Genomic DNA, 16,545 nt, shown 5'->3' with positions numbered 1-16,545 from the left:
TAGGGAGTGGCTCAGGCGGGATTTGAACCTGCGACCTTGGGCTTATGAGTCCCCTGCTCTAACCACTGAGCTACTGAGCCGAAATTTTTGCATAATTCTCATTATAACGCGAATGTCCCAAAACTCAAGGCTCCGCCCGCAGATTCCAGTCGAGTTCGCCGTACAATAAAGGGTGGATCCATTAGAGGAAAGATAGGCGTTGAGCAAAGCAGAACGCACGGCGCTTGACAACAAGCTATCGCAGCGATTTATTCATCTCGATCCGGCAGGGTATTTCATTATCTACATTGACCCTGAGCAAGAACTGATCTGGATGAAACACTATCCCAATGACATCAATGAGAAGGGCTTAGCGGTGGATCCCGATACGGGGGAACCCATTCCCACCAAAGGGAAAGTAACGCGGGAACCCGATCTAGTACTCAGCGGTCGAACAGCCAAGGAGTTGTGTATTGAACTCTTTGAAAAGGATCGCCAACTGGTGACGATGTTTGACCATGCGGCCTATCTCGGTCGTGAATTGATGCGGGCACAGTTTTGTTTGGATGAAGGGCTTGAGTATATCCAAGATTAGACAACACTGGCGCTGGGGGGTAGGGGCAGTTCTTTTGATGCTCTGTGCCCTAGTGGGTACAGCCTTAGCAGCGATCGCCACCCCAGACTTGAGCGGTACCGTCGATGTTTTGCCCTTGAATGCCCAGTTGGGAGCGCAAATCTATCTACGGCGCTGTGGCAGTTGTCATCTCGCAGTCCCCCCGGAAACATTGCCCACTCAGGCATGGCAGGTACTGATTCAAGATACCAATCACTACGGCGCAACCCTCGAACCCATTCCCCGTCCAGAGTTGGTTCCCCTGTGGAACTATTTGCGCACCTATTCTCGACCCCTGCCCAACGATGCCCAAATTCCCTTTCGCGTCGGGCGATCGCCCTTCTTTCGTATCCTCCATCCCCGTGTTGCGGTGCCGCAGCCCGTCACCCTCGATGGTTGTGCCCAGTGTCATCCCAAGGCCACCCTCTTTAACTTTCGTGAGCTAAGTCCGCAGTGGCAGGATTCCCCCTAGAATGTTTAGGGATGGCGAATTTTCCACCGCCCCATGTTTTCTAGCGCCTCCAATCGCTATTCTCCGCGTGTCCAACGCATGATGATGCGCCGTCGCTGGCTACAGCAAGAGTGGTGGACGGTTGTGGCACTCCTCCTCTGGGGAATGTTGTTTCTCCGATATTGGTTGCAGGGGCGACTGGGGTTACTGATTCACCCCAACTACTTTGGACTGGCGATCGCCGCTGGGTTTCTTTTAGTTACTGTGAGTGGTTGGCAAGGGTGGCGGTTGTGGCGGGGGCGAGTGACACCTGTGCAGCATGTTGCGCTCTTACCGGCTCGTTGGACGCTCAGTATTCTGATTGTTGCGGCAGTGGTGGGGTTGGTGATTACGCCTCGTCCTTTCAATAGTGCCACCGCCATTCATCGCGGTCTCGAGGATGGCTTGACAGTGACCCGCAATAGTCCAGTGGCCTTTCGCCTCAATCAACGGCCTGAGGAGCGCACGCTCATTGACTGGATTCGCACCCTTGATGTCTATCCCGAACCCGATGCCTATAGGGGGTTGCCCGCTCGCGTTGAGGGATTTGCGGTCCATAGTCCCCAACTGCCAGAGACTTATCTCACGCTCACCCGTTTTGTCATTACCTGTTGTGCAGCGGATGCCTATCCTGTGGGACTGCCCGTGAAATTGGGGCGATCGCGCCAAGCCTATCCCCAGGATCAGTGGTTTCGCGTTGAAGGTCGGATGACCACAGAAACCCTCAACGACCGCCGCCAATTGGTATTGGTTGCTGAGACGATAACGCCGATTCCTGAGCCTGAAAATCCCTTTATGTACTAAGGCAATGCTGTTTCACTTGATTCACACTCCCTACTGGATTGTCTTGGGCATGGGGGTCTTGCTCTTTTTGACGGTGATCCTTGGCGATGTGGGCGCTGAAGAGGTCGACCTAGAGGGAGATGCCGATCCCTTGGAAGTGGAGGTCGATCTAGAGGAGGGCATCTCATTTCTGACAATTTTGCATTGGTTGGGGGTGGGGAGAGCGCCCCTCATTCTCTTGCTCGCCTTAGACTTTAGCCTTTTGGGCGTGCTGGGCTGGTTTTTTAATGTTCTCTTTTACACCCTGAGTGGCAGTTGGCCGGGGGTGGTGTGGTCTGGGGTGATTGCGATCGCGGCACTGCTGTTGGCGCTAACAATTGGGGGGCTGTGTTCACGGCCTTTGGGGCAAATTTTTGCGCAGTTTAGTGAAGATACCAGTCGCGATCGCCTGCTGGGGTGCAGTGGCCACGTCAGTTCTGCCCATATTCCCCGCAGTGGTACTGGTATTGGCCAAGTGAGTGTTTTGGATGCCAATCGCAATCGGCTGATTCTGCCGGCAGTGCTCCCCCCTTGGGCAACGGTCACCCCCCAGCATGGTCAGGAGATTTTAATTATCGATCGCCAAGAGAATGAGTACATCGTCGTGGCCAAAGACAGCTTGGATGAAGCCACATGGTTACGCCAGCAGCGGCAATCTCAGATTAAAGATAGCGAAGAGTCTTAGGGAATCCTTGATGGGCGGTGAGGGACTCGAACCCCCGACAGCCTCGGTGTAAACGAGATACTCTACCAACTGAGTTAACCGCCCAAGTTCCAGAATATCTATCATAGCAAAGGTATAGCCCATTTATAAAATAACGGTACACAAAGCGGATAGGAGCTTGTGCTACAGAAGTTTGAACCTTTCAAGCCCGTTCAATCTCCATGAAAAGCGCTGTACGTCAACATGGGTCAACTCTTGCGAAGAAAATCCGCTAGGATCAACGTGTTGAGACGTGCAAGGAATGCCCTATGGGAGCAGCAACGGCAGCCAGTGGTCAACGGTTACGGAATTTTGTGATTGCTGTTGTCGCCATTCTCATTAGTCTTGCCCTATTGGCGGGTCTGCGCAGTAGCAATCAACCCCTCACCCTCGCCGAGCAAGCCCGCCAAGCCACCCCTTGGGAGGAGGCTCAAGTCAATGGCAAGCCGACACTTTTGGAGTTTTACGCCAACTGGTGTAGCACCTGTCGTTCGATGGCCAAGGATTTGGGGGAATTAAAGGCGCAATATCGCGATCGCCTGAACTTCGTCATGCTGAATGTGGACAACACTAAGTGGCTACCGGAAATTGAGCAATTTAATGTGGATGGCATTCCCCATTTTGTCTTTCTGAATCGGCAATTGGAACCCCAAGCAGTGGCGATCGGCCTCCAACCCAAGGAAGTGATGGCCAAAAATCTTGAAGCCCTCAGCAATAACCTCCCCTTGCCCTACGGTCAACTGACGGGTGAAATGTCCCAACTCACGAGTTCCCTCGCCCGCCAACGCAGTGATGATCCCCGCAGTCATGGGGGCTAGGTTGTGGAACCCCAAGATGAGGTGCGTCAGGTTTATGAAGAGACGCAAACACGGATGGCAGAGCTTTACCGTGAGTATGAGCAGATCAAAGCCACCCAAGCACGGTTAAAAGGACGTAATCAGGCTGCCCTAGATCAAGAGCGCGATCGCCTGCAACAGGAACTGCGGCAACTAGAGGCGGAGTTTGGCCTCACACTGCTTTTTCATCTGGGGGAGGCGGCACGGGAACGCTGGCAGGACATTCTGGCTCAAGAAAACTTTTGGCAGTTTGTGCGCTTTGCCGGTTTGGGGTTTGTTCTTGGCATCTTGGTTAAGACCCTGACGGGTTAGACCCCTGCCTAAGGTTCAAGGCCGTTTGCCAAAGTCCGGGCCGCGAATTGGAAATCGGCATGGCACCAACGGTCTTCGCATAAAAGTCTTCTGAGGAAACCCAGCCAATCACGGCATAGGCATAGCCCGCTGCCTGCATCTGAGCCAAGGTTAACTGCAACAGCAGGCGACCAATCCCCCGCCCGCGATGGGGTTCGGCCACAGCCATTGGCCCAAAGAGTCCTAGGGCGGCTGCATCATAGCAGGCAAAGCCTAGAAGTTCGCCATTTTCAACTGCAATCAGTCCGCGGGGCGGTCTCTGGCTCAAGGCAAGAGCCACTTCACTGCGCCAACCGGCACTAAAGCGATCGCCCACCCACTGGACAATCCAGTCTACTTCTGACCCCAAAGGCTGGCGGTAGTGAATTCCCTGCTGCTGATGCGCCATGACGGCGGGCCAATCCACCGCTAGCTCGTAGAGCTTGACCAGCATATCGGTCATCTCGGCAGCCTATCGACTGAGACTCACAAGGGGACGTTGCAGGGCCTGCATCAACTCATCAAACTGATCGGGCGTGAGGGATTGGGCACCATCGGAGAGGGCTTTTGCTGGGTTGGGGTGCACTTCAATCATCAGGGCATCGGCGCCCGCGGCCACGGCGGCTTTGGCCATCGGCGGAACAAATTCTGCCCAGCCGGTGCCATGACTGGGGTCAATCATAATCGGCAGATGGGTGAGCTTGCGCAGCACCGGAATCGCTGCTAAATCCAAGGTATTGCGGGTATATTCACGGTCAAAGGTGCGAATGCCCCGTTCACAGAGAATCACATTGGGGTTCCCTGCCGCCAAAATGTACTCCGCCGCCATCAGCCATTCCTCGATGGTGGCAGACATCCCCCGTTTCAGGAGCACAGGTTTGGGCTGGGCACCCACCCGCTTGAGAAGCGAAAAGTTTTGCATATTACGGGCACCAATTTGCAGCACATCGGCTACTTCGGCAATTTTGTCTAGATCCGCTGCGTCCATGACTTCGGTAATGATGCCCAAGCCCGTTTTTTCTTTTGCTGCTGCCAACAGATCAAGGGCACTTTCACCATGGCCTTGGAAGGCATAGGGGGAGGTACGGGGTTTATAGGCGCCACCGCGGAGAAACTTGGCACCCGCCGCTTTCACCCGCTGCGCTGTTTCAAGGATCATCGCTTCATTTTCAACGGAGCAAGGCCCTGCCACCACCACCACATCATGACCTTCGCCGAAAATAACTTCGCCGTTGGGCGTTGGCACCACCACTTCACTGGGTTCACCGTGGCGATACTCGCGACTGGCTCGCTTGAAGGGCTGCTCAACCCGCAGCACATGCTCAATCCAAGGGCTAATTTCCTGAATCCGCAGGGGATCGAGTTCCGCAGTTTCGCCGACAAGGCCGATAACTACCTTGTGCTTGCCCACAATTTTTTCGGGGGTGAGTCCCCAAGTGCGCATCTCACTACTGACCCGTTCAATTTCTTCACCGGGGGTGCCACTTTTTAGAACAATAATCATCGACTTGCTGATCCCAAATTTTCGGCTTAGGGTTTGATTGTATTGTGCCAAATTGGTTCGTTTGTGCCTATGCTGCGTCCTTCCCAAGGCGGGCGGTTTCTTATTTCCCTAGCGATCGCCACCGTGGTGGTGTTGTCCCTCTGGAGCGCCATCATCGGATCAATGCCCGCTAGCGATCCCCCCCTAGATCTCAGCCAAGCGCTGTCCATTGATGACCCCCAGTTTGATCGGCCACCTGAACCGCCCCAACCCCCGCCACAGGATAGCCGTTTGCCCCTGCAACGCAGTGACGGCGCTGAGTATGAACGGCTCTTTGCCCAAGTGCGCCAAGCTCACCAACAGTGTCCAGTCGCCCCCCCTTGGTACCGTGTGCCGGCCCACCCCACAAATTTTGGCGATCGCTACCGTACCGATATTCGGGGTCAAGTGGTGACCTACCCGCCCCTGATTGTTCTCCATGAAACCGTGGCCTCCGCCCAAGCCACCCTCAACTTTTTCCAAACCCCCCATCCCCGCGATGAAGATCAAGCCAGCTACCATGAATTGATCACCCTGCAGGGGTGGCTGCTGCACTTAGTGCCTTGGTCAAAGCGTGCTTATGGCGCGGGCAACTCTGTCTTTGGCAGGGAAACGGTGCAGACCAATCCTCGCCTTGCCCCTTCGGTGAACAATTTTGCCCTCCACTTTTCCTTGGAAACACCGCCCCAAGGTCGCCACGATCGTCCCCAGCACGCAGGCTATACCGATGCCCAATACCGCGCCTTGGCTTGGCTAGTGTCCCAAACCGGCATTGATCTCCAACGGGTAACCACCCATGCGGCGGTGGATCGCTCTGGGGAGCGCATGGATCCGCGTAGTTTTGACTGGGCAACGTTTAATCGCTATTGGCAGGCCTATCGCGATCGCCCCTGTGGGGATATCCCCAGCTAGAAGTAGCGATCCAAGAATGTCTCTAGGGATTCAAAGGAAAGTTGGAAATAGGTTTGGGCACGGGCAATTTCACTGGCAGGACAGAGACTTTCATAGGCCAACAGCGTCCGCAGCGTTCCCAGACTGGCCTCAAGATCCCGATTCATCACTCCCAAAAACTGACGAGCGCCGTCAATCACGCCTAGGGGAACCGTCATGACAAAGGGGCGTTTATTGAAAAAGCGACCAAGGCGATCGGCAATCTCTTGGCGGGTTAAGACCTCTGGATGTGCCAAGCTAAAAATGGCCGGTTGGCTGGCTTGACTAGCCATGAGAATACAGCGGGCTAAATCCTCGGGACTGAGCAGTTGCAGGCGGTGCTGGGGATCTCCAAGGACAATGTAAACCCCCGTCTGCTGAAAGCGCTCCGCAAGGGGCAGCAAACTAGACATAAGGGTGGGACAGCGAAAAATGGTGTAGTTGAGGCCACTGCTGATGAGCACCTGCTCGACTTCGTACTTGGCCTTGAGAAAGGGGGACTGCTGGCGATCGCCCGTCACCGCCAAAGGAGAAATCAAGGTTACGTGGCGCACCCCCTGTTCCTGAGCCGCCTGAATCACATCCAACGTGGCACGGTAATCAATGGCCTGAATGGCACGGCTGAGTAACTGACTACCATGGCAGCAAATCACCGCCTCCACGCCCGCCATGGCAGCCTGAATATCGCGGGGCTGTTGCAGATCGCCAATGAAAATCTCGGCACCCCATTCCTTGAGGAGATCGTATTGGCTCGTTAGGCGCACAAAGGCTCGTACGGGTAGCCCCAACGTGATACAGCGGCGCACCACCCGCAAACCCAATTGTCCTGTGGCACCCGTGACCAGATACATGAAGCGGAACTATTAAGGGATTCTTGTCTCAGCGTGCCCTAGGGAGAGCTACAATGCAAGACTCTTGAAGGATATGCAGGGGGGAATGCGCTAACCTAAGGAATACCCTTGAGAATCTTCACAACAACTCTGCACCGCATGACCCTTGACTTTTCTGCTGCTCAGCACCTGAGCCATGAGCTGTTTGCTGCCCTGAAACCGACAGAGGCGCTTTTCGTTGAAATTGCCAGTGAATCCAGCCAGTTTATCCGCTTCAATCGGGCGCGGGTGCGGCAAATTGGCACGGTAGAAGATACGGTGGTGACCCTGCGGTTGCAATCGCAGCAACGGACGGCTAGCACCTCTTTTCCCTATACGGGAACGGCAGATCTAGCGGCTGCCCTAGATCACTTGGCGCAATTGCGTTCCGAAACCGTGCAACTTCCTCTGGATCCTTACCTTGTGCCACCAACGGATACCGGTTCCATTCAGGATACCTACCTTGGTCGCTTACCTGATCCTGAGGCCGTCGTAGAAACGATTCTGACACCTGTCCAGGGCCTTGATTTTGTCGGCATTTACAGTGGCGGCACGATCGCGCGTGGCAGCTTTAACTCCGCTGGACAGGAACACTGGTTTGCCACAGAAACCTTTTGCTTGGACTACTCCCTCTTTACGGCGGCGGGTAAGGCGGTGAAAAATAGCTACGCCAGTACCCATTGGGACACTGCCACTTATCAAGCCCAAATTGAGGGCGATCGCCAGCAACTAGCACGATTAGAACAGCCTCCCCGTCAGTTAGCAGCGGGACGCTATCGCACCTACTTTGCCCCAGCAGCGGTGGCTGAACTGGTGGGCATGCTCTCTTGGGGAGCAGTCAGTGAGGCGGCCTATCGTCAAGGCGGCAGTGCCCTCGCCAAATTACGGGAAGGGGCAACCCTCTCTCCCCTCTTTAGTTTGCAGGAGGACTTTACCACAGGAACGGTGCCCCGCTTTAATGCCGATGGCGATATTGCGCCCCCTTGCTTGTCTTTGATTGATCGCGGGAAATTGCAAACGTTACTCATTAGTCGGCGCACCGCTCAAGAATACAACCTCGTGGCCAATGGTGCCAACCGCCAAGAAACCCTGCGATCGCCCCTCCTCTTGCCGGGCACGCTACCAGAGCAGGAGGTGCTGGCTGCCCTCGATACGGGTCTCTATGTGGGCAATTTACACTACCTCAACTGGAGCGATCGCCCCAATGGCCGCATGACCGGCATGACCCGCTATGCCTGCTTTTGGGTAGAGCAGGGCAAAATTGTTGCACCCATTACAGACCTGCGCTTTGATGACAGTCTCTATGAGTTTTGGGGAGACAACCTCGAAGCCCTGACGGACACCCCCGTTTGGGTTGCCAACACCGACACCTATGAACGTCGTTCCCTTGGGGGTATGACTGTGCCGGGGATGCTGGTCAAGGCCTTTAACTTTACGCTCTAGGCTACTCGGCAGTGGCCAACTCGGTGCTGCCGCGCTGTTTGCGACGGGTGAGGGTATTAAAGAGCAACTGGCCAATGGCTCTGATGAGGTTGCCCTCCAGTTCTTGGAAGATCTTCATATTCATCCCAAAGGCGGCATTGGCCTCATCCACAATCTGCTGCGCCGTTGCTTCATCTACGGCCAGCTCATCCAAGCGTTGGCGATAGAGTTGCTTAAAGGCCTTTTCGTCACTAATGGCCTCAAAGCGATAAAACGCCGTACCTTCGCCATCTTGGAGATTCATGGCACGCTCAGCAATCCCCTTGAGGATTTGGCCGCCGGAAAGATCGCCAAGGTAACGGGTGTAGGAGTGCGCCACCAACAGTTCGGGGGCAGTATTGGCCACTTCGTGGATGCGGGCAACATAGGCTTGAGTCGCGGGCGAGGGGGTAATTTCTTCCCGCCAATTGGAACCAAAGTAGTAGGTGAGATCTCGCTCAAGGCTGTTTTTGCGGTTCAGCTCCGGAAAGTAAATCTTGCCCACAATGGGATGGTCCTTGAGCCGTTCCATCTCCTGTTCCATAGCACTGTAAACGTGATAGAGGCTGGCAACGAGTTTGCGGTAGGAGCTTTTTTCCACGGTGCCTTTGAGGAAGCAACGCACAAAGCCAACGTTCTCGGCCATGGTGTGAGCTTTTTTGGTGCCTTCGCGCAATTTCGTCGCTAGAGACGTCGTCATCACGAGATCCTTCTTAAAAATTTGCAACGTTTTGTTTCTAAAAGCGACCGTAAGTACAGTCTATTTCTCAGGCTAAGGGCAAATGACACCATTTTTCATTAAAAATCATTAAGGCGATCGCGGGCAGCAGCAAGGGCTTGGCGCACCTGATCAAACCCTGTGCCCCCATAGCTATTGCGGGCAGCCACCACCTGTCGCGGTGCAATGCGTTCATAAATATCCGCTGCAAAGGCGGGGTGTAGGGCTTGCCATTCTTCAAGGCTGAGGTCTTTGAGGAATTTCCCTTGAGCAAGACAGGTTTTCACCACCTGCCCCACCAAGTTATAGGCCTCACGGAAGGGCACCCCCTTACTGGCCAAGTAATCGGCGACATCCGTGGCATTGGCAAAATCACTCTCCACCGCCGCCGCCAAGCGTTGCGGTTGAAACACCACCCCCTCCGCCATCAGGATCGTCATTGCCTCTAGGCAGGCACGGACGGTATCCACAGCATCAAAAAGCGCCTCTTTATCCTCTTGCAAGTCTTTGTTGTAGGCCAAGGGCAGCCCCTTCATAATCACCAAGAGGGCTTGCAAATGGCCAAACACCCGTCCTGTTTTGCCCCGCACCAGCTCCGGCACATCGGGATTTTTCTTTTGGGGCATGATGCTAGAACCCGTGGCACAGGTGTCGGTGAGCTTGACAAAGGCAAATTCCTCAGAGGCCCACAGAATAATCTCCTCCGAGAGCCGCGATAGATGCACCATGATCAAGCTAGCGGCACAGAGAAATTCAATGGCAAAATCGCGATCGCTGACGGCATCGAGGCTATTGCGATAGGGTTCGCGAAAACCCAACAATGCTGCTGTGTAGTGGCGATCGATGGGAAACGTTGTGCCCGCCAGTGCCCCAGCTCCTAAGGGAGAGACATTCACCCGCTCACGAATTTGCCGCAGTCGCTCGCTGTCGCGCTCGGCCATTTCCACATAGGCCAGCAGATGGTGAGCCAAGCTCAGGGGTTGTGCCCGTTGCAGGTGAGTGTAGCCGGGAATCAAGGTTTCAATGTGGGACTCTGCGAGATCCAGAAGTGTGCGCTGCCACTGTCGCAGTTGTCGAAGAATATGGTCAATTTCTGAGCGCAGGTAAAGGCGAATATCGGTGCCCACCTGATCGTTGCGCGATCGCGCCGTATGCAGTTTCTTACCCACCTCCCCCACCAGTTCTGTGAGGCGGCGTTCAACGGCAAAGTGCACATCCTCCGCTTCAATACCGGGGGTAAACTGGCCATCTCGATATTCTTGGCGAATTTGCTCTAGGCCTTGAATCAGTGTTTCTGCTTCCTCAGGGGAAATAATCCCCGTTTTTGCCAGCATGCGGGCATGGGCCTGGGAGCCGGTGAGGTCGTATTCAATGAGGCGAATGTCAAAACCAATACTGGCATTAAAGCGGGCGATCGCCGGGTGGAGGGCTTGTTCAAAGCGCTGGCTCCAAGGCTGAGGTTGGGCAGTCACAGGCGATTCTCAGGGCTAAAAATTCAGGAGCTTGCCAAAGATCCAGCCAATGGCCAGACCAATGATCAGTGCCCACAGTTGACCCGAATCGACAAAGTTTGCCCACGCCTTAGAAACGTCTTCCCCCAACGTGTCTTTGAATTTTTGTGCCACGATAATTTGCGGCTCAATCGTCATTTGGCTGGCAATAAAGTAGTTCGGTGCAGTATTCATAGCCATTGGCGGAAACGCAACTCAAGTTTATCCTAGCGGAGGCGGGGGCGATCGCCAACCAGTATCGCAGCACTGAGAATTAGAAGACACATTTTGTGACCACTCAAGCAGAATACAGCGATCGCGCCCCTGTTGCTTGGCCTGATAAAGGGCGGCATCAGCAATGGCAAAAATCTCCGTTAAGGTGCCCTCACTTGCCTTGGCAGGAACAAAGCATAACCCAGCACTGACGGTTATGTAGGGATGGTGCGCCCTCTCCCCTTGGGGGATTTTCAGTTCCCGGACATGATGGAGCACCCGTTCAACAATGTGTAGAGCCGTATCAGCAGAAACATGGGAGAGCACAAGGGCAAACTCCTCACCGCCGTAGCGAGCAATGATATCGTTGGAGCGCAGATGGGCCTTAAGGGTTTGAGCCACCTGTTGCAGGGCGCGATCGCCCGCCAAGTGACCCCAACGATCGTTATAGGCCTTGAAATCATCAACATCAATTAACGCTAGTGTCAAGGCATGGCTTTGGACTTGTGCCTCCTGCCAAAGACGATTCAACGCTGCATCCAGAAAACGACGATTACCTAACCCCGTTAAGGGATCCCGTTCTGCAAGGATCTGTAAATGCTGTTTTTCTTGCTCTAGGGCTTGTTGGCATTGTTGCAATTCCCTCACAAGGACGATTTGCTGAGCCAGTTCGGCCTGTAGTTGTTGCAACTGGGCAGCGAGTAACTGCTGATTGTGGCAAAAGCTAGGAACAATCCGCGTCAAAATCGCAGGTTCATCATCCAGATTGACGCCAATGCCTTCAATAACCCACTGATCCGCTTCAGGGTTGGGAATTGGAAAATGGGCAGCCAACATCTGGGCATTGCTTTGACAGAGCTTTAACCATGCCTCTACCTGCTCCGGCGATTGTTGCAGCAGCGCTGCGAGGGATTTACCAATTAAGGCTTCTGCATCCTGTTGCCAAAAGAGCGAGGCACCATCGTTGATTGCTAGAATTTCACCGCTACTATTCACGATCGCGATCGGCTCAGGAAAGAGGCGGATATATTCAACAAGTGTGCCCCTTATTTCTGACATCAAATTTCCTCAAAAGTGAAAGATAACGTTTACGCCACGAAGCAGTATTTCAGGAACACACTGGCTAGGTGAAGATTGATTGCCAAAATAAAATTTTTTTAATTATCAGACTATACTAAAGATAGTTGCTAAATAGAAAAAAATTAATCAGGAGGCGATTGACAACTATAGTAATCAGGGAAAACAACGTAAAGAGGCTTTTCAAGAATCGTTGCTATTTCCTTCTCAATCATTGCCGAGCGGGAGCGGCCACGAATCACTGCCGATACACAGTGACGGGAAACCCCTAGCTTTTGGCCAATTTTGGCGCCATTCCAGCCCCGTTTTCGCAATTCTGCCTTAATGTCCTCAGGATGCATAGTGCTGTTATCAATCTGTGCCCAACAATTCAATGTTAATTGCGGGCAATAAGGTTGTCAAGCGACAACTTTTGACAAGGTAGTGGGGGTATTCATTGATGAGGTTGACATGTAAAGTTATTGAAAGACGCAGTGCCCTTTCCAAGGGTCTATTTAGGTTCCGCATGGTTAGTCCACTCTCTCGAAAACAACTCTCTAGGCTGCTACGCCAAAAACGGGGGATACGCAGTCAACGTGCCTTTGCCGCCGAGCTGGGAATCTCCTATACCTGCTTGCAAAAATGGGAAAATATGGCCTCATTTCCAAATACTGAAAATCTATTAAAGTTGTGTCGTGTTTTTGGCTTTGAGGATTTAGAAAGTTTTATCGCCTACCTCAACCAAACGGATGTCACCAACCGCGAAGAAGAACAACTGGTGACTGAGATTCTTGCCAAATTGCGTCACTTGCCTCCGGCGACAGCAGTTCGGGTGCTAGAAACAGCGCTAGGGTTGTTAAAGGCTGCCGCTAACAATGAAGGGGACATTTGAGTATTTTTTAGGTTCCAAAAGAATTATAGCAAATCTCTTGGGGGGCGATCGCCTGCCGCAGCTTGCCGCTTCTATGGCATCCTGAAAGGGAGAAGTTGCGCAATTTGGCCACTTACATCCTATGCAAACGCTGCCGAGTCCTGTTCAAGCTACTCCGACAGAAACCGCCATTGTCCGTCGCAAAACCCGTCCTGTGCCCGTTGGCTCTGTCATCATTGGGGGCGGTCATCCTGTGGCGGTGCAATCGATGATCAATGAAGACACGCTAGATATTGAAGGCTCAGTAGCCGCCATTCGTCGTCTCCATGAAATTGGCTGTGAAATTGTGCGGGTGACAGTGCCTAGCCTTGCCCATGCTAAAGCCATGGAAGAGATTCGCGATCGCCTCTACAAAACCTACAAACCTGTGCCCTTGGTTGCCGATGTCCACCACAACGGCATGAAAATTGCCCTCGAAGTCGCCAAGTATGTGGACAATGTACGCATCAATCCGGGGCTATACGTCTTTGAGAAACCCAAGCCCGATCGCACTGAATACACCCAAGCCGAGTTTGAGGAAATTGGTGCCAAAATTCGCGAAACCCTTGAGCCACTGGTGATCTCGCTGCGGGATCAGGGCAAATCCATGCGCATTGGCGTCAATCACGGTTCTCTTGCTGAGCGGATGCTCTTTACGTATGGGGACACCCCAGAAGGCATGGTGGAATCGGCTCTAGAATTTATCCGCATCTGCGAGTCTTTGAATTTCTACAATCTTGAAATTTCCCTCAAGGCCTCACGGGTACCCGTGATGATTGCCGCCAACCGCCTTATGGTCAAGCGCATGGACGAACTGGGCATGGACTACCCCCTCCACTTGGGAGTCACTGAAGCCGGCGATGGCGAGTATGGCCGCATCAAATCCACTGCTGGCATTGCCACCCTCCTTGCCGAAGGTATTGGCGATACGATTCGTGTCTCCCTCACCGAAGCCCCCGAAAAAGAAATTCCTGTCTGCTACGGCATTTTACAAGCCTTGGGTCTGCGGCGAACCATGGTGGAGTATGTGGCCTGTCCCTCCTGTGGGCGCACGCTCTTTAACCTTGAGGAAGTGCTGCACAAAGTCCGCGAAGCCACCAAACACTTGACGGGTCTCAACATTGCCGTTATGGGCTGCATTGTCAATGGACCGGGAGAAATGGCCGACGCCGACTATGGCTATGTGGGCAAACAACCCGGCTATATCTCGCTCTATCGCGGTCGTGAGGAAGTGAAAAAGGTGCCGGAATCTGAAGGGGTGGCTGCCCTTGTGGAATTAATCAAAGCCGATGGCCGCTGGGTGGATCCCTAAACCATTAGACATGTGTGAGGAGTGAAACCATGACCACGGAAACCATTTTTAGCCGCATCATTCGCCGCGAGATTCCAGCGGATATTGTTCACGAGGATGAGCTGTGTCTGGCCTTTCGTGACATCAACCCCCAAGCCCCCGTGCATATTCTGGTCATCCCCAAAAAGCCGATTCCCCAACTCAGCTTGGCAGAACCGGAAGATCACCGTGTGCTGGGGCACCTGCTGCTGACGGCGAAACGCATTGCTGAGGCAGAGGGTTTAACCAATGGCTATCGGATTGTCATTAACAATGGCCCCGATGGCGGTCAAACCGTCTATCATCTGCACCTGCACCTGTTGGGCGGGCGAGCCATGCAGTGGCCACCGGGTTGAAGTTGCGTAGCAGTCAATACACTTTTTTACAAAAGGTAATTAGCCGTGGGGAGCGATCGCTGAAACCTTGTAGCCTAGGATACAGTTTGCGCCAATAACGTCCTCTGAACCTATGGGGGATTATTGCTTATTACGAGACAGCAAGCCCCCACTGCTCAACAATTTGGACTCGGACGACCGAAATTTTTGGTGTATGGCTCAGGTTCCACCCCATGGGCGGAGATCTCAGCGGCGGGCAGCAGCAACAGTTGGCGATCGCCCGCGCCCTAATGGGCGAACCCAAGCTTCTCCTATTGGATGAACCCACCGAGGGAATTCAACCCTCGATTATCTTTGAGATTGAGGCGGCAGTTCGTCGCATTATTGCCGTCCGAGGCATTTCTGTCCTCCTAGTGGAGCAGCACCTCCACTTTGTCCGTGAGGCAGACTGGTACTATGCCATGCAAAAGGGGGCATTGTTGCCTCTGGCCCCACCCGTGATCTCAGTCAAGAGGTGATTCAGCGGTTCCTCGCGGTCTAACCTCTAAATCGGGCGATCGCCCCCCTCCAAGGAACTCGGCTGCTCCACTAGCGTTACCCGTCGAGGTTGTGCCAGTTGCCGTAGCACCGGTTGCAGATTCCCCAGCGTGTGGTTGAGGCTATCGAGGAGCAGTTGCAGATTACCCGTATCGGCGAGGGCTTGCAGGGCTTGGTTGAGGGTTTCTAACAGTTGTAACCGCTGTTGCAGGGTGCGATCGCTCTCAGCCAAGAGTTGAGCAATGTACTGACTCTGTTGCCGCAGTTCTTGGGCAATGGCGGTCTGTTCCCGATTGACGTGCGCCAGTAGTTCCCCTTGGCTGTGCTGAATCTGGGTCACGAGGCGCTCAAACTGCTCAATGGACTGTTGCTGGCGCTCCTCCAGTGTGGCCACAAATTGCTGCCGATCCCTGACCACGGCACGGGCCAGTTGATTTAAGTTGTCCAAGAGTTGTTGCAGCCGTTCCTGCGTGGGCAGCTCCGTGCGAATTGTTTCCTGAATCACTTCTTGGAGAGTGTCGCGATCCACCCCTGCGGACGTATGCGTAACGGGGAGGCGGGGCAGCAGTTGATCGTTAATGTAGGTGTCAATTTGCAGCAGCAGCTTATTCTCCCAGCGTTCAACGATCACCATCGGAATCATCACCAGCACACTCAGCACTAAGGCCACGAGGGTCGTATCAAAGGCCACTGCTAGCCCCGTCGTTACACCGCCAATCCCCTCCTTGATTTGGTTCACGTCCTGAGCCGTCTCCAAAAAGCTGGAAAAGCCACTGACCGCTTGGCTAATGCCCACAACCGTACCAATAAAGCCCAGCAGGGGAATCGCCCACACGAGGACACGGGGAATTGTATAGGAGGCATCGGTGGCGGCTGCGGCACTACCACTCTCTTCTGCGGCGGCTTCAACGGCAATCTCTCGCCGGCCACTGCTGAGAAAGGCGCCTAAAACACGGGCACAGCGATTGGGCAGCAGCGTCCGCCGTTGGGCAAGGGTTTGCTGCAGTTGCAAAATATCCCGCATCGAGGTGAAGGGGTAGTTGGCGGGAATCCAGATTTGCCGCAGGCTGGGTGCTTGTTGAACGAGGGCGATCGCCTTCAAAATCGTAAACACCAAAACTGTCCACGCAAAAAAGACAGCCACGGGTTGCGTCCAGCCACGATTGAGGAGCAGTTGGCCAAGGTAGGTGCCCTGAAGGGGCAAAAAGAAAATGTAAAGGATCACCGTAGCAACGGCAGCGATCGCCAGCGCTAACCACAGCGGCACAGTCAGATCCCGGCGGGGTACCGCCACCGGTGTTAGGGAAGGGGCAGTTGTTGTCGAAACGGAAGAAGAAGCTGTCATGACAATACTCAGGGCGCAAACATTTTTCAATCTATCGTGAAGGCGCCTCAAATTTT

General features: G+C 53.9%; 20 protein-coding genes, 2 tRNA genes and 1 pseudogene. 12 read left to right on the top strand and 11 right to left on the bottom strand.

Annotated elements, in window-relative coordinates:
* Window positions 1-7: 7 nt before the first annotated feature.
* Window positions 8-80, bottom strand: a tRNA-Met gene (locus M0644_RS00315).
* Window positions 81-199: 119 nt separating this feature from the next.
* Here M0644_RS00315 and M0644_RS00310 point away from each other — a divergent pair.
* From M0644_RS00310 to M0644_RS00295, 4 genes are read left to right on the top strand one after another with little or no spacing between them, the layout of a single operon-like run.
* Window positions 200-574 carry a DUF4346 domain-containing protein gene (locus M0644_RS00310; RefSeq protein WP_286626093.1) on the top strand — a complete coding sequence of 125 codons (375 nt, stop codon included), beginning with the start codon at window positions 200-202 and terminating at the stop codon, window positions 572-574.
* Between the two features lie 37 nt (window positions 575-611).
* On the top strand, window positions 612-1,064 hold the full coding sequence (locus M0644_RS00305) for a diheme cytochrome c (RefSeq protein WP_226971977.1): 453 nt from the start codon (window positions 612-614) through the stop codon (window positions 1,062-1,064).
* A 33-nt stretch (window positions 1,065-1,097) separates the two neighbouring features.
* Window positions 1,098-1,886, top strand: coding sequence for a TIGR03943 family putative permease subunit (locus M0644_RS00300; RefSeq protein WP_149817094.1), 789 nt, complete (start codon window positions 1,098-1,100; stop codon window positions 1,884-1,886).
* Between the two features lie 4 nt (window positions 1,887-1,890).
* Window positions 1,891-2,589, top strand: coding sequence for an OB-fold-containig protein (locus tag M0644_RS00295; protein WP_149817092.1), 699 nt, complete (start codon window positions 1,891-1,893; stop codon window positions 2,587-2,589).
* A gap of 11 nt (window positions 2,590-2,600) precedes the next feature.
* Here the strand turns inward: M0644_RS00295 and M0644_RS00290 are convergent.
* A tRNA-Val gene (locus tag M0644_RS00290) sits at window positions 2,601-2,673 on the bottom strand.
* Window positions 2,674-2,876: 203 nt separating this feature from the next.
* On the opposite strand from M0644_RS00290, the gene M0644_RS00285 reads away from it, so the two are divergent.
* Together M0644_RS00285 and M0644_RS00280 are read left to right on the top strand one after the other, a co-directional pair.
* The gene (locus tag M0644_RS00285) at window positions 2,877-3,425 is read left to right on the top strand and encodes a thioredoxin family protein (RefSeq protein WP_149817090.1); all 549 of its coding nucleotides are present in this window, start codon (window positions 2,877-2,879) and stop codon (window positions 3,423-3,425) included.
* A 3-nt stretch (window positions 3,426-3,428) separates the two neighbouring features.
* Window positions 3,429-3,755 carry a hypothetical protein gene (locus M0644_RS00280; protein ID WP_286626088.1) on the top strand — a complete coding sequence of 109 codons (327 nt, stop codon included), beginning with the start codon at window positions 3,429-3,431 and terminating at the stop codon, window positions 3,753-3,755.
* On the opposite strand, the gene M0644_RS00275 is transcribed toward M0644_RS00280, so the two are convergent.
* Both M0644_RS00275 and aroF read right to left on the bottom strand, forming a co-directional pair.
* Window positions 3,736-4,236, bottom strand: coding sequence for a GNAT family N-acetyltransferase (locus M0644_RS00275; RefSeq protein ID WP_286626087.1), 501 nt, complete (start codon window positions 4,234-4,236; stop codon window positions 3,736-3,738). The two genes, M0644_RS00280 and M0644_RS00275, sit on opposite strands and share 20 nt — an antisense overlap.
* A 9-nt stretch (window positions 4,237-4,245) precedes the next feature.
* Entirely contained in the window at window positions 4,246-5,277 is a 1,032-nt protein-coding gene (gene aroF, locus M0644_RS00270; protein ID WP_286626086.1) for a 3-deoxy-7-phosphoheptulonate synthase, read from the bottom strand.
* Window positions 5,278-5,346: 69 nt separating this feature from the next.
* On the opposite strand from aroF, the gene M0644_RS00265 reads away from it, so the two are divergent.
* Window positions 5,347-6,207 (top strand): peptidoglycan recognition family protein, encoded by an 861-nt coding sequence (locus M0644_RS00265; RefSeq protein ID WP_286626085.1) that lies wholly within the window; start codon window positions 5,347-5,349, stop codon window positions 6,205-6,207.
* Here M0644_RS00265 and M0644_RS00260 read toward each other — a convergent pair.
* Window positions 6,204-7,076, bottom strand: coding sequence for an SDR family oxidoreductase (locus M0644_RS00260; protein WP_286626084.1), 873 nt, complete (start codon window positions 7,074-7,076; stop codon window positions 6,204-6,206). The genes M0644_RS00265 and M0644_RS00260 overlap by 4 nt on opposite strands.
* A 138-nt stretch (window positions 7,077-7,214) precedes the next feature.
* Here M0644_RS00260 and M0644_RS00255 point away from each other — a divergent pair, with 138 nt between their 5' ends.
* Entirely contained in the window at window positions 7,215-8,537 is a 1,323-nt protein-coding gene (locus M0644_RS00255; RefSeq protein WP_286626083.1) for a TldD/PmbA family protein, read from the top strand.
* Window position 8,538: 1 nt separating this feature from the next.
* On the opposite strand, the gene M0644_RS00250 is transcribed toward M0644_RS00255, so the two are convergent.
* From M0644_RS00250 to M0644_RS00230, 5 genes are all read right to left on the bottom strand, one after another.
* Complete coding sequence (locus tag M0644_RS00250; protein ID WP_286626082.1) at window positions 8,539-9,255, bottom strand: heme oxygenase (biliverdin-producing); 717 nt, start codon at window positions 9,253-9,255, stop codon at window positions 8,539-8,541.
* Window positions 9,256-9,353: 98 nt separating this feature from the next.
* Window positions 9,354-10,745 carry an argininosuccinate lyase gene (gene argH, locus M0644_RS00245; RefSeq protein ID WP_286626081.1) on the bottom strand — a complete coding sequence of 464 codons (1,392 nt, stop codon included), beginning with the start codon at window positions 10,743-10,745 and terminating at the stop codon, window positions 9,354-9,356.
* Window positions 10,746-10,760: 15 nt separating this feature from the next.
* Window positions 10,761-10,958, bottom strand: a complete 198-nt coding sequence (locus M0644_RS00240; RefSeq protein WP_225901602.1) for a hypothetical protein — start codon at window positions 10,956-10,958, stop codon at window positions 10,761-10,763.
* Between the two features lie 27 nt (window positions 10,959-10,985).
* Complete coding sequence (locus tag M0644_RS00235; protein ID WP_286626079.1) at window positions 10,986-12,035, bottom strand: GGDEF domain-containing protein; 1,050 nt, start codon at window positions 12,033-12,035, stop codon at window positions 10,986-10,988.
* Between the two features lie 143 nt (window positions 12,036-12,178).
* Window positions 12,179-12,394: a helix-turn-helix domain-containing protein gene (locus tag M0644_RS00230; protein WP_286626078.1), complete on the bottom strand. Its 216-nt coding sequence runs from the start codon at window positions 12,392-12,394 to the stop codon at window positions 12,179-12,181.
* Window positions 12,395-12,558: 164 nt separating this feature from the next.
* On the opposite strand from M0644_RS00230, the gene M0644_RS00225 reads away from it, so the two are divergent.
* The 4 genes and pseudogenes from M0644_RS00225 to M0644_RS00210 form a co-directional block, all read left to right on the top strand.
* Window positions 12,559-12,924, top strand: coding sequence for a helix-turn-helix domain-containing protein (locus M0644_RS00225; RefSeq protein WP_190278126.1), 366 nt, complete (start codon window positions 12,559-12,561; stop codon window positions 12,922-12,924).
* Between the two features lie 121 nt (window positions 12,925-13,045).
* Window positions 13,046-14,254, top strand: a complete 1,209-nt coding sequence (gene ispG, locus M0644_RS00220) for a (E)-4-hydroxy-3-methylbut-2-enyl-diphosphate synthase (protein ID WP_149817066.1) — start codon at window positions 13,046-13,048, stop codon at window positions 14,252-14,254.
* A gap of 29 nt (window positions 14,255-14,283) precedes the next feature.
* Window positions 14,284-14,628 carry a histidine triad nucleotide-binding protein gene (locus M0644_RS00215; protein ID WP_149817064.1) on the top strand — a complete coding sequence of 115 codons (345 nt, stop codon included), beginning with the start codon at window positions 14,284-14,286 and terminating at the stop codon, window positions 14,626-14,628.
* A gap of 212 nt (window positions 14,629-14,840) precedes the next feature.
* Window positions 14,841-15,148: pseudogene (locus M0644_RS00210) on the top strand (ATP-binding cassette domain-containing protein); the annotation flags it as partial.
* 3 nt (window positions 15,149-15,151) lie between these two features.
* Here the strand turns inward: M0644_RS00210 and M0644_RS00205 are convergent.
* Entirely contained in the window at window positions 15,152-16,489 is a 1,338-nt protein-coding gene (locus M0644_RS00205; RefSeq protein ID WP_286626077.1) for a MotA/TolQ/ExbB proton channel family protein, read from the bottom strand.
* Window positions 16,490-16,545 lie beyond the last annotated feature (56 nt).

Origin of the sequence: Thermosynechococcus sp. B1 (assembly GCF_030322985.1) — a bacterium.
GTDB lineage: Bacteria > Cyanobacteriota > Cyanobacteriia > Thermosynechococcales > Thermosynechococcaceae > Thermosynechococcus.
This window is presented reverse-complemented; position numbering and strand designations above follow the sequence as displayed.

Coding starts and splice junctions, on each gene's coding strand:
- M0644_RS00305 (WP_226971977.1), top strand. CDS start 612: ATGCTCTGTGCCCTAGTGGGTACAGCCTTAGCAGCGATCGCCACCCCA.
- M0644_RS00300 (WP_149817094.1), top strand. CDS start 1,098: ATGTTTTCTAGCGCCTCCAATCGCTATTCTCCGCGTGTCCAACGCATG.
- M0644_RS00295 (WP_149817092.1), top strand. CDS start 1,891: ATGCTGTTTCACTTGATTCACACTCCCTACTGGATTGTCTTGGGCATG.
- M0644_RS00285 (WP_149817090.1), top strand. CDS start 2,877: ATGGGAGCAGCAACGGCAGCCAGTGGTCAACGGTTACGGAATTTTGTG.
- M0644_RS00275 (WP_286626087.1), bottom strand. CDS start 4,236: ATGACCGATATGCTGGTCAAGCTCTACGAGCTAGCGGTGGATTGGCCC.
- aroF (WP_286626086.1), bottom strand. CDS start 5,277: ATGATTATTGTTCTAAAAAGTGGCACCCCCGGTGAAGAAATTGAACGG.
- M0644_RS00265 (WP_286626085.1), top strand. CDS start 5,347: ATGCTGCGTCCTTCCCAAGGCGGGCGGTTTCTTATTTCCCTAGCGATC.
- M0644_RS00260 (WP_286626084.1), bottom strand. CDS start 7,076: ATGTATCTGGTCACGGGTGCCACAGGACAATTGGGTTTGCGGGTGGTG.
- M0644_RS00255 (WP_286626083.1), top strand. CDS start 7,215: ATGACCCTTGACTTTTCTGCTGCTCAGCACCTGAGCCATGAGCTGTTT.
- M0644_RS00250 (WP_286626082.1), bottom strand. CDS start 9,255: ATGACGACGTCTCTAGCGACGAAATTGCGCGAAGGCACCAAAAAAGCT.
- M0644_RS00240 (WP_225901602.1), bottom strand. CDS start 10,958: ATGAATACTGCACCGAACTACTTTATTGCCAGCCAAATGACGATTGAG.
- M0644_RS00235 (WP_286626079.1), bottom strand. CDS start 12,035: ATGTCAGAAATAAGGGGCACACTTGTTGAATATATCCGCCTCTTTCCT.
- M0644_RS00230 (WP_286626078.1), bottom strand. CDS start 12,394: ATGCATCCTGAGGACATTAAGGCAGAATTGCGAAAACGGGGCTGGAAT.
- M0644_RS00225 (WP_190278126.1), top strand. CDS start 12,559: ATGGTTAGTCCACTCTCTCGAAAACAACTCTCTAGGCTGCTACGCCAA.
- ispG (WP_149817066.1), top strand. CDS start 13,046: ATGCAAACGCTGCCGAGTCCTGTTCAAGCTACTCCGACAGAAACCGCC.
- M0644_RS00215 (WP_149817064.1), top strand. CDS start 14,284: ATGACCACGGAAACCATTTTTAGCCGCATCATTCGCCGCGAGATTCCA.
- M0644_RS00205 (WP_286626077.1), bottom strand. CDS start 16,489: ATGACAGCTTCTTCTTCCGTTTCGACAACAACTGCCCCTTCCCTAACA.